This window comes from Ruegeria sp. H9 (assembly GCF_056532915.1).
In genome coordinates, this window is record NZ_JBQFNX010000009.1 from 22,774 (window position 1) to 34,454 (window position 11,681).

10 protein-coding genes and 1 pseudogene are annotated in these 11,681 nt (G+C 54.0%); 10 read left to right on the plus strand and 1 reads right to left on the minus strand.

From position 1 onward, the window contains the following. Positions 1-247 precede the first annotated feature (247 nt). The 10 genes from ACR0CZ_RS20325 to ACR0CZ_RS20370 all read left to right on the plus strand — a co-directional run bounded on the left by ACR0CZ_RS20325 (position 248) and on the right by ACR0CZ_RS20370 (position 10,736). Positions 248-1,567, plus strand: a complete 1,320-nt coding sequence (locus ACR0CZ_RS20325) for an extracellular solute-binding protein (RefSeq protein ID WP_170399683.1) — start codon at positions 248-250, stop codon at positions 1,565-1,567. Between the two features lie 79 nt (positions 1,568-1,646). Beyond that, positions 1,647-2,594, plus strand: a complete 948-nt coding sequence (locus ACR0CZ_RS20330) for a carbohydrate ABC transporter permease (RefSeq protein WP_170399680.1) — start codon at positions 1,647-1,649, stop codon at positions 2,592-2,594. Then, positions 2,591-3,529, plus strand: a complete 939-nt coding sequence (locus ACR0CZ_RS20335; RefSeq protein ID WP_010442361.1) for a carbohydrate ABC transporter permease — start codon at positions 2,591-2,593, stop codon at positions 3,527-3,529. The genes ACR0CZ_RS20330 and ACR0CZ_RS20335 overlap by 4 nt, the downstream gene beginning before the upstream one ends. After that, positions 3,526-3,714, plus strand: coding sequence for a hypothetical protein (locus ACR0CZ_RS20340; RefSeq protein ID WP_170399676.1), 189 nt, complete (start codon positions 3,526-3,528; stop codon positions 3,712-3,714). The genes ACR0CZ_RS20335 and ACR0CZ_RS20340 overlap by 4 nt, the downstream gene beginning before the upstream one ends. Before the next feature lie 2 nt (positions 3,715-3,716). Further along, positions 3,717-4,814 (plus strand): ABC transporter ATP-binding protein, encoded by a 1,098-nt coding sequence (locus ACR0CZ_RS20345; RefSeq protein ID WP_170403464.1) that lies wholly within the window; start codon positions 3,717-3,719, stop codon positions 4,812-4,814. Beyond that, complete coding sequence (locus tag ACR0CZ_RS20350; protein WP_170819497.1) at positions 4,807-5,799, plus strand: ABC transporter ATP-binding protein; 993 nt, start codon at positions 4,807-4,809, stop codon at positions 5,797-5,799. The genes ACR0CZ_RS20345 and ACR0CZ_RS20350 overlap by 8 nt, the downstream gene beginning before the upstream one ends. An 11-nt stretch (positions 5,800-5,810) precedes the next feature. Then, positions 5,811-7,433 (plus strand): dihydroxyacetone kinase subunit DhaK, encoded by a 1,623-nt coding sequence (locus ACR0CZ_RS20355; protein ID WP_170399666.1) that lies wholly within the window; start codon positions 5,811-5,813, stop codon positions 7,431-7,433. Between the two features lie 37 nt (positions 7,434-7,470). Next, positions 7,471-8,499, plus strand: a complete 1,029-nt coding sequence (locus ACR0CZ_RS20360; protein WP_480437991.1) for a LacI family DNA-binding transcriptional regulator — start codon at positions 7,471-7,473, stop codon at positions 8,497-8,499. 27 nt (positions 8,500-8,526) lie between these two features. After that, entirely contained in the window at positions 8,527-9,582 is a 1,056-nt protein-coding gene (locus tag ACR0CZ_RS20365; protein ID WP_170399660.1) for a sugar phosphate isomerase/epimerase family protein, read from the plus strand. Continuing rightward, the gene (locus ACR0CZ_RS20370; RefSeq protein WP_480537310.1) at positions 9,582-10,736 is read left to right on the plus strand and encodes a Gfo/Idh/MocA family protein; all 1,155 of its coding nucleotides are present in this window, start codon (positions 9,582-9,584) and stop codon (positions 10,734-10,736) included. Before ACR0CZ_RS20365 ends, ACR0CZ_RS20370 begins: the two co-directional genes overlap by 1 nt. Before the next feature lie 88 nt (positions 10,737-10,824). Here the strand turns inward: ACR0CZ_RS20370 and ACR0CZ_RS20375 are convergent. Then, a pseudogene (locus tag ACR0CZ_RS20375) lies at positions 10,825-11,532 on the minus strand (IS6 family transposase). Positions 11,533-11,681 lie beyond the last annotated feature (149 nt).

The window sequence follows — 11,681 nt, forward strand, 5'->3', positions numbered from 1 at the left end:
GTAGGCTGTGCCAATTTTAGTCGATAGAGCCATTTAATACCTCGCTGACGAGAATAGATGCGTATCAAGAAAAATAAACAAATTCTCATATAATCAACGACTAAGAAGCGAATTGAACGTTCCTCTCCGCCTTTTTGAGGTACGAACCTCAAATATTTCTGGACTTGAGGTGCGTACCTCAAATAGCCTTATAGACATGCCGCGATTCGCACATCCTCGAATGACGGCGCAAAAAAGGGAGGAATGGATGACTTACACAAAACTGGCTTCGGCCAGCGCAATAGTCCTTGCCGCTACTACTCTTTCTACCAAGGCAAATGCTGAAGACCTGACGCTCTGTTGGGCTGCATGGGACCCGGCCAACGCGCTTGTTGAGCTATCAAAAGAATTCGAAGCAGAATCCGGCCACACGATGAACTTCGAATTTGTTCCCTGGCCAAACTTTGCCGACCGGATGCTGAACGAGCTGAACTCCGGCGGGAAGCTCTGCGACCTGTTGATCGGAGATAGTCAGTGGATCGGCGGGGGCGCTGAAAACGGCCATTATGTAAAACTGAATGATTTCTTCGATGCCGAGAGCATCAGCATGGACGATTTCGCGCCGGCAACGGTTTACGCCTATTCGACATGGCCTAAAGGTACTCCGAACTACTACGCATTGCCCGCAATGGGGGATGCAAACGGCTGGTTCTATCGCAAGGACTGGTTCGAGAATCCGGACATCCAAGCTGCGTACAAGGAAGCAACAGGGCAAGATTTGCGTGAACCTCAGTCTCAGAAAGAATTGCTGCAAATCGCGCAGTTTTTCCAGGGTCGTGAGATCGATGGAAAGACGGTCTACGGTGCGGCGATCTTTACTGAGCGTGGGTCCGAAGGGATCACCATGGGTGTGACCGGAGCGCTCTATCCGTGGGGCTTCAAATATGAAAACACGCCAGGATCCTACGATATGGAGGGTGCCGTAAACTCGCCCGAAGCAGTCGAAGCGCTAGAGTTTTACAAAGAATTCTACAAAACAGCGACACCCCCAGGATACACAAACTCCTACATGGGAGAGAGCTTGGACGCCTTTAAGTCCGGTCAGGTCGCCATGGCTATGAACTGGTTCGCGTTCTTCCCGGGTCTCTATGCCGATCCCAATACCGGTGGTGACAAGATCGACTTCTTCGTGAACCCACCACAAAATCAGGCAGGCTCGACACTGGGCGGACAAGGTATCTCTGTTGTCAGCTACTCTGACAAACAGGACGCCGCGCTTGAGTACATTAAGTGGTTCGCGCAGCCAGAAGTTCAGGCCAAATGGTGGGAACTAGGCGGCTACTCAGCACATAATTCGGTGCTGGAAGATCCTGGTTTCGTAGACAGCCAACCGTTCGCCGGTGACTTCCTGGAAGCAATGGCCGGGGTGCAGGATTTCTGGCAAGAGCCTGCCTACGCGGAACTGCTGCTGGCAATGCAGAAGCGCATCCACGACTACGTGGTTGCCGACCAAGGCACAGCTCAAGAAGCGCTTGATCTTCTGATCGAAGATTGGACGGAAGTCTTCGAAGACGAAGGCAAGCTTTAGTCCGGACACAGGCAGGAGCGGGTGCAAACCCGCTCTACCTTCACCCGTGAGTCCTAAACCAACAAGAACTGGCAAAGAGATGTCTGACAGGACCGTAGATCGCGTTGCGCAGGCAACGCCCGAGCGAGTTGCGCGAAAAATTCGGGGGTTATCCGACCGCGCGATCGCCTGGGTATTCATCTCCCCAACGATATTTCTACTGCTGGCGATCAATATCTTCCCTTTGATCTGGACCATCCAACTGAGCTTTACCAACTACAAGGCCAACCGGATCGGCCGTGAAGTCAAAGATGTCGGGCTCAGGAATTACGAGCGTATCCTGACAGACTCGGACACATGGCTGAACATGCAGGCCACGGCGCATTTCCTGTTCTGGACGATTTTTTTTCAAGTCCTGATCGGATTTACTCTGGCGTGGTTGATCAACAAGAAATTCAAGGGCAATGATCTTTGGACCACGATCATCGTGCTGCCGATGATGCTGTCCCCGGCCGTTGTCGGAAACTTCTGGAAGTTTCTCTATCAGCCTCAGATCGGCCTGTTTAACTACATCGTATCGTGGTTTATCGGCAAAGACCCGTCGAGCTTTGAGATGCTCGGGTCCGTAACGCTGGCGCCCTGGTCCATCGTGATTGTCGACACCTGGATGTGGACCCCCTTCGTGATGCTCATCTGTCTGGCCGGGCTGCGCAGTATTCCCGATTACATCTACGAGGCAGCTGAGATCGACAGGGCCAGCAAGCTGCGCCAGTTCTTTACGATTACCATCCCGATGGTCCTGCCATTCCTCATGTTGGCGGTGCTGTTTAGAGGGATCGAGAACTTCAAGATGTTCGATCTGGTGGTGCAACTGACGGGCGGCGGGCCAGGGTCTGTTACGGAGCTGACCTCCATCAATTTGAAGCGCGAAGCCTTTGAGAAATGGCGCACGGGTTATGCCTCGGCCTATGCGATCATCCTTTTCGTCACCGTGTTCGGCCTTGCGTCGATCTACGTCAAAGCCCTGAACAAGGTGAAACAGAGATGAGCAGTTTTTCCGTCACCGAACCTTCGAACCGTTCAAAGTGGATCGCCGGGTTTCTGGTTATCACCTATGCGCTGATCACGATGATCCCGCTGGTTTGGATATTGCTAACTGGCTTCAAGTCTCCAGCCGACGCGATCAGCTATCCGCCCAAGGTTGTCTTTGACCCAACACTTGAAGGCTATGTCAATCTCTTCACCACTCGCACACGGCAGACGCAGGAGTTCCTGGAAGCAAACCCGCCACAGAACTGGGCCGATGAGATCGTCCGCCAATACGACATGGTGATTGTCGGGCCATCCAAGTTTGGCGAGCGTTTTATGAATTCGGTGATCATCGGGTTTGGATCGACGTTCCTAAGCATCTTCCTTGGCACCTTGGCTGCTTATGCATTTAGCCGTTTCAAGGTGCCGCTCAAGGATGACCTTCTGTTCTTCATCCTCAGTACGAGAATGATGCCCCCGGTTGCCGTTGCGATCCCAATCTTCCTGATGTTCAGAAACCTCGGTCTAAGCGACACGCATTTGGGGATGATCCTTCTCTATACGGGTGTGAACATCTCGTTGGCTGTTTGGCTGCTGAAAGGGTTCATCGACGAAATCCCGCGAGAGTACGAGGAAGCGGCACTAATAGACGGCTACACCCGGTTTCAGGCGTTTTACAAAGTTGTACTGCCGCAGGCTGCGACGGGTATCGCTTCGACAGCGATCTTCTGCCTTATCTTTGCATGGAACGAGTATGCGTTTGCCGTGTTGCTGACATCCGCGAATGCGCAGACCGCGCCGCCCTTTATTCCCACCATCATCGGGATCGGTGGGCTGGATTGGCCTGCAGTTGCGGCTGGTGCCACGATATTCCTGATTCCGGTCATGATTTTCACCATCCTGATGCGCAAACATCTGCTGCGCGGGATCACATTCGGAGCGGTGCGCAAATGAGCGAGTTTCTATCAGGATTAATGCGTTTTCGCCGAGGCCCATGGGAGATGGTCGCGACCATCCTCATCGCGGTCGGCGTATTTATGCTGATGCAACCGTTCGTCCTTTGGGCGTTCACTTATTCCTTCATCGTTACGCTGATCGGAACTGTCATGTTCATCATCGTCAGCCATTTTCCGGAGTAGAAATGGCCCAGATCGTTGTCAAAAACGTAAAGAAGATGTTCGGCGATTTCACCGCTGTGCGGGAAAGCTCGTTCACGATTGAAGATGGTGAATTCTTCATGCTGCTTGGTCCATCGGGCTGCGGCAAAACAACGACGCTGAGGATGATCGCAGGCTTGGAGCTTCCAACATCGGGTGAGATCTATCTCGACGGCGAAGAAATCAGCCAGCGACCCCCATCAGAGCGAGACATTGCATTCGTGTTCCAGATGTTTGCGCTGTATCCCCACATGAACGTGCGCAAAAATATCAGCTACCCCCTGATATCGCAGGGCATGCCGCGTGCTGCTGTAAAAGCCAAAGTAGAAGAAGTCGCGGGAATTCTGGGGATCAACGACATCCTCGATAGCCCGGTAGGTGGACTGTCAGGTGGCGACCGGCAGCGCGTGGCGCTGGGCCGCGCGATCGTTCGCGAACCCAAGGCATTCATGATGGACGAACCGTTGGGTGCCTTAGATGCCGAGTTTCGAGAACACATGGCCGAAGAGTTACGCGCGCTTCATGACCGTATGGGCGCAACCACTGTTTACGTGACACACGACCAGTTGGAAGCCATGCAAATGGGCGACAAGATCGTAGTGATGAACAACGCTGTGATTGAGCAATTCGGCACACCTCAGGAAATCTACGACAAACCAGCCACAATGTTCGTTGCAGATTTTATCGGGTCCCCTTCCATGAACTTCCTGCCGTTTCAAGGAAAGGTCGCGCCTGACTCGGAAATGGTTCGACTAAATGGCCATGACGAAGCCGTGCCCAAACTGATGGAGGGGGCGGAAGGTGACTTAGTTTTTGGGGTTCGCCCTGAGCATGTTTTTCTATCGGATGCGAGCGCCTACAGAGCCAAGGTTCTGGCGACAGAATATTTGGGAACCACCCAGATCGTGACGCTGCAAAGCCCGAACGGAGAGCTGAAAGCCCGGATTGATGCGCGCGAAGTCGTAAATCCCGGCGAGACGGTGGGGTTAGAGTTCCGCTCACCCGCAGTAACACTGTTTGAAAAGGCCACCGGACGCGCGTTGAGGTCCGCTCTGAACGACGAGGTACTAAGTAATGGCTGAAGTCGTTTTAGAGAATATCTCGAAGTCATTCGGCAATCTAAAGGCGGTGGATGATATCTCAATGACGATCCCCAACGGCGCCTTTGTGGTGCTATTGGGTCCAACGGGCGCGGGAAAGACAACGACGCTGAGATTGATATCCGGACTTGAGAAACTGGATTCTGGAACCGTTCGCATTGCTGGACGGGATGTTGGAATAGAAACGCCAGCCCAGCGCGATGTGGCTATGGTTTTCCAGCAATACTCACTGTACCCGCATATGACAGTGCGGGAGAACCTGTCTTTTCCTCTGAGGTCGCCGATCCTGAAGACGCCAGAGGATGAGATCAAGAAGAAGGTTAACGAAGTTGCGGACATCCTCCAGATTCCGCACAAGTTGAACAACAAAGCGACTGAACTGTCTGGCGGTGAAATGCAGCGCGTTTCAATTGGACGAGCGCTGGTGCGAGACCCCCAGATATTTTTGATGGATGAACCCCTCAGCTCTTTGGACGCCAAGCTTCGGGCTGATCTGCGGGTCGAATTAAAAAGGATTCAGGCGGATCTGGGATCGACCTTGCTATACGTGACCCATGATCAAGTCGAAGCCATGACAATGGCGACGCATATCGGCGTTTTGGAAAACGGCAGGCTGGTTCAGTACGGAACACCCCGGGACATCTATGAAAACCCCGGTAGCGTTTATGTCGCCAGCCGGTTGGGACTGCCGCGGATCAACATTCTGCCTTCCGAGCTGTTCGGAGGCAATCACAAAGGTCCGCAAATAGGTCTTCGCCCGGAAAACATCATCGAAGGAGAAGGCAGCGAAGCGCGGGTAATACGCGCAGAGCATCTGGGGGATCAAACGCGGCTACACCTGGACCTGAACGGTCACCCGGTTGTGACCTTGATTGATGTACATCAGGATTATCCATCTGGAAAACTTATAAAAATCCGCCCACACAACCCGTTGTATTTTGACGCGTCCGGCGCGCGCGTGAATTAAGGAGCAAAAGCATGGCCCAGTTCCTCAACACAAAAGAAACTTTGGTTACAGAGGCCATAGACGGTCTTCTGGCGTCTTCCGGAGGGCAACTGACCCGGTTGGACGGTTACCCGCACATCAAGGTTGTTTACAGGTCGGATTGGGACAAGTCGAAGGTCGCCCTGGTTTCTGGCGGGGGGTCTGGTCACGAACCCGCCCATGCCGGTTTTGTTGGCGCCGGTATGCTGACAGCCGCGGTGTGCGGGGAAGTGTTTGCATCCCCGTCAGTCGAGGCGGTTTTGGCGGGCATTCTTGCGGTCACGGGTGAGGCTGGGTGCCTGCTTATCGTCAAAAATTACACCGGTGATCGGTTGAACTTTGGACTGGCAGCTGAACGCGCCCGTGCATTGGGCCGCAAGGTAGAGATGGTCGTTGTCGACGATGACATCGCCCTGCCCGACCTTCCGCAACCACGTGGCGTGGCGGGTACGTTGTTCGTACACAAAATCGCCGGAGCGCTTGCTGAAGACGGTGCTGACCTAGACACCGTTACAAATGCTGCAAGAAGTACCATTGCGAAGGTTGTCAGCATCGGTATGAGCTTGGACACCTGTACCGTTCCGGGATCTCCAAAAGAAGACCGGATCGCCCCCGGGAAAGCAGAGCTTGGCTTGGGTATTCATGGCGAACCCGGTGTACAGCAAGTCGAGTTCTCAAATGCTGTATCGGCTATGTCCACAGTGGTGGAGAAGCTGAAGCAAAGGGTGGGGTCCGGGGATTGCGTGGCGTTGGTCAACAACCTGGGTTCTACAACTCCGCTAGAAATGGCTGTCCTTACGCATGCGTTGTCCGAAACTGGTTTTGCCCACCATATCATTGGCCCGGCACCCATGATGACGTCGCTGGATATGCACGGGTTTTCGGTTTCCATTCTGCCTGTGGATCAGGACGATTTGTCAGCCCTTGAAACACCCGTTGATCTGGCCGCATGGCCCGGGGTCGATTCCATCGGCCCGATCAAAGTGGCACCATTGCCTGATGGCCTGACCCCTATCGATCCAATTCCTTCTAACAATCCCACCACAAGGGAAACGATCACCCGGTTGTCTGAACTGCTCATCAACGCAGAGAAGAACCTCAACGAACTGGACGCGAAATCTGGAGATGGCGATACAGGAAGCACATTGGCGACTGCCGCAAGAGCATTGCAAGGTAGCCTTGACCGCATGCCGCTTGCTGATCTGACACAACTGTTTCCGGCGTTGGGCAATGAGTTAAGTCAGACAATGGGTGGTTCTTCCGGCGTGATACTCGCAATCTTCTTCAACGCAGCTGGAGATGCCTGTGCGAGCGGAGCATCGGTACCGAAATCTCTCGTCGAAGGACTGAATCGCGTCAGCCAGGTTGGGGGTGCCAAGGTCGGTGACAGGACAATGATTGACGCCCTGGCACCGGCACTTGTCGCACTACCATCTGGTCTGACGCATGCGGCCGAGGCTGCCCGCAAAGGCGCGAACAACACCGCAAATATTCGACGTGCTAAGGCAGGCCGCGCAGCCTATGTTCCCGAAGAAAACCTTGTTGGACATAACGATCCCGGCGCTGAGGCTGTTGCTTTGTTGTTTGAAGGCTTAGCGCGGGAGATTGAGGGCTGAAGAACACGTGGAAGACCAAAAACAAAGATTAGAATTGGTGAAAAAGCCAACCGTTAATGACATCGCGCGCGTTGCGGGTGTCAGCCTAGCGACTGTTGACCGGGTCTTGAACAGACGCCCCGGCGTGCGGGCGGTGACCGTACAGAAAGTACAAAAGGCGATTGATGAGCTGGGGTATGTACGCGACACGGCCGCGGCCAACCTTGCGCGTAACCGAGTTTACAACTTCCTCTTTGTTCTGCCGGACACGGACAACGAGTTTGTGGAGGCAATCAGCAGTCAGATCGCAGAACAATCACGCGACCAATTTATCGAGCGGACTCGCATTGCAATAAAGAAGGTTGCTCCGTTTGAGCCCCAAGATATCGTCAACATTCTGGATGCTGTAGACAGTTTGGATGTAGACGGAGTCGCCGTTTTCGGGCCCGAAACGCCTTCTGTCCGGGATGCTGTTAAAAGGCTCAGGGACAAAGGCGTTCCGGTGGTTGCGTTGGTGTCTGACTTGCCGAGTTCTGAGCGAGACCACTTTGTGGGTATCGATAACGTTTCGGCAGGACGAACCGCCGCTCAGCTAATGGGGCGATTTGTGCATCGTGACGGCAAGGTCTTGGTACTTACAGGATCCCGTTTGGCACGTGACCACCTCGAACGACGTCAAGGCTTTGACCTTGTTGTGGCTGAGGAATTTCCGCACCTCGAAGTCGTAGCATCAGTCGAGGGCCGAGATGACCCGGATCTGATTTACAGGATGATGCCCGAAATATTTGAAACCTATCCAGATCTGGTCGGAATATACTCGTCAGCAGCGGGTAACGCAGGCCTGATTCAATTCCTTTCAGAAAACAAGCTCAGCGAAGATCTGGTGATCATAGCTCATGAGCTTACACCGCTCAGTCGTGAGGCGCTCACGCTCGGTACATTTGACGCTCTGATCTCGCAAGACACTGGGCACATTGTACGTTCAGCCGTCCGCCTGCTGCGCGCGACTTCGGATAAGGTTCCGTTCAACAAAGCGCAGGAACGTATCCGCATCGACATCTATCTGAAGGAAAATTTACCACCATAGAGGCTCAGGTTTTGGGGAGGAGATTTTATGAAGACGATCAAAGGTCCAGCTTTGTTTCTTGCGCAATTTGCGGGGGACGAAGCGCCGTTCAATTCGTGGGACGCGATCACTAAATGGGCAGCTGACTGTGGATACAAAGGCGTTCAGGTGCCCAGTTGGGACGGCCGGCTGTTCGACCTGGAACAGGCCGCGTCCAGCACCGGTTACTGCGATGACTTCAAAGGAAAAGCCAGGGACAATGGTGTCGAAGTTACTGAACTTTCAACGCACCTTCAGGGCCAGCTTGTGGCCGTTCACCCGGCCTATGACAGTGCATTTGACGGCTTTGCGGCCGAAAGCGTCAGAGGGAACCCGAAAGCCCGGCAAGAATGGGCAGTAGACCAGGTCAAGAAAGCGCTATCAGCTTCAAAAAACTTGGGTATTTCGGCTCATGCGACATTCTCGGGCGCGTTGGCATGGCCTTATGTCTATCCTTGGCCGCAGCGCCCCGCCGGCTTGATTGAAACGGCGTTTGATGAGCTTGCGCGTCGTTGGGTGCCAATCCTTGATCACGCCGAAGACTGCGGCGTTGATGTATGCTACGAAATCCACCCCGGAGAGGACCTCCACGATGGTGTGACGTACGAGATGTTTCTGGAACGGACGGGAAATCACCCACGGGCCTGCATGCTATACGACCCGTCGCACTACGTGCTGCAATGCCTCGACTATATGGATAATATCGACATCTACAAAGATCGGATCCGGATGTTCCATGTCAAAGATGCCGAGTTCAACCCAACCGGGCGGCAAGGTGTTTATTCCGGGTATCAAAGCTGGGTTGATCGGGCTGGGCGGTTCCGGTCGCTTGGTGATGGCCAAGTGGATTTCGGTGCGGTCTTCTCAAAAATGGCGGCGAATGACTTTGATGGTTGGGCTGTGGTCGAATGGGAATGCTGTCTCAAACACCCCGAGGATGGCGCGCGTGAAGGCGCTCAGTTTGTGTCAGATCACATCATCCGTGTGACCGAGAGAGCCTTTGATGATTTCGCTGATAGTGGCGCCGGCGAAGCCGCCAATCGTAAAATGCTGGGGATTGAGTGATGGTCACAGGACGGAGTGAAGAAACCTCGGGCCGCATTCGGCTTGGCATGGTTGGCGGCGGAAACGACGCCTCCATAGGGGGTGTTCATCGCATAGCTGCACGACTGGACGACAAGTTCGAGCTGGTCGCCGGTGCTTTGTCTTCGACGCCAGAGAAATCCATGGAAAGTGGGCAGGCATTGGGGCTCGAACGGGTCTATGAAGACTTCAAACAAATGGCAATCAGGGAAGCTCGGTTGAAATCTGGAATCGAGGCGGTCTCAATCGTCACGCCAAACCACGTTCACTATGCAGCCGCGCGTGAATTCCTGAAACGCGGTATTCACGTCATTTGTGACAAGCCACTCACCTCGACCCTTGCGGATGCAAAAAGACTGGTGAAGGCGGCCGAAAGCGCGAAGGCACTGTTCATTTTGACCCACAATTACACGGGCTATCCGATGGTTCGGCAGGCGCGTGAAATGGTTGCCAACGGCGAAATTGGCAAGATTCGTGTGGTTCAAGTTGAGTACCCGCAGGACTGGCTGACCGAGCAGCAGGATTTCAAACAGGCTGAGTGGCGAACCGATCCCGAACGCTCGGGCGCGGGTGGATCAACCGGTGACATCGGAACCCATGCCTACAACCTCGCTTGCTTTGTAACCGGGCTGACAGCGGAAAGCCTGGCGGCGGATTTGCAGGCCTTTGTGCCGGGGCGCAAGGTCGATGATAACGCCCACGTTTTGCTTCGCTTTGAAGGCGGCGCGCGTGGTATGCTGTGGTCGTCTCAGGTGGCGCCCGGTAACGAAAACGCATTGCGCTTGCGAGTCTATGGCGAAAAAGGTGGGTTGGAGTGGTCTCAGGAAGATCCCAATTACCTTTGGTTCACGCCATACAACAAACCCAAGCGTCTGATCACCCGAAATGGAGCTGGAGCAGGTGACGCTGCCAATCGGTTGAGTAGAGTCCCTCCGGGCCATCCCGAGGGATATCTTGAAGGTTTCGCCAATATCTATGGAGAGGCTGCTGAGGCAATCCAAGCTTTCCGAGGCGGGATTTCACCTGATACTTCGGTTGTCTATCCAACGGTCCATGATGGACTCAATGGTGTAAAGTTTGTAGCCGCATGCGTGCGAAGCTCTTCAAGGAATGCAGCTTGGGTCAAGTTAGAGTAAAGTCTGGCTGTGGGAAAAGAGCGGACATCTTAGAGGGTGCTGTCAAACGAATTCGAACCAGTCTCAGTTTGCGGCGGAAACCGCGAAACTACCCGGAACAAAGTTGACGCCACTCGCTAAGAGCGGCCGCGCGGGTCAGCTTGAAGGTGTCTCGACTGGCTAGCGATCTTTCCTGGTTGAAGTGGTTGTAGACAGAGGAATGGACGGAGGCGAATTTCTGTAGACTTCGCATGCGCCTGAAACGCTGCATCGCGCGTTCGCGTCGTCGAAACGGCAGGTGCGAATTCTCGATACGGTTGTTGAGCCTCCTGCCCGTCTGTTGTTTTTCAAGCGCGCCCATTTCTCTGAGCGCAGCCTTGTAGGAAGCGAAGCGATCTGTGACAATCTATTCGGCGCAACCGTGCCGCTTCATCAATTTCCTGAGGAATTTCAGTGCTGCGGCTTTGTTTCGACGCTTCGTGACAACGGCTTCCAGCACCTCGCCTTCGTGATCAACAGCCCGCCAAAGATAATGCCGCTTACCATTCACCTTCACGAAAACCTCGTCCGCGTGCCACTTCCATTTGGAGTATGCTCTCAATTGCTGAACACGCTTTCTTCGGATCTCAGAGGCAAACATCGGACCGAACCTGTTCCAACAGTAGCAGTCGGTTTCGTGGCTCACGTCGATGCCTCGCTCGTGCAACAAGTCTTCGACATTCCGAAGCGAGAGCGGGAAGCGGATGTACAGCGTTACCGCAAGACGGATGATATCGGGACTGGTTTTGAAGTATTTGAAAGAGGCAGGTCTGGTCATGGGCAAAAGCTATGCAACACCCCTGCCCCGCTCAAGACACGTTCTTCTGACAAGACCCCAACCCGATCCCCGCCTCCGGTCCATGTTGATCCGCGCCCATGGCTGGACCCACGATCTGAAGTCCGGAGTTCAACTGATGGAAGTTGCGC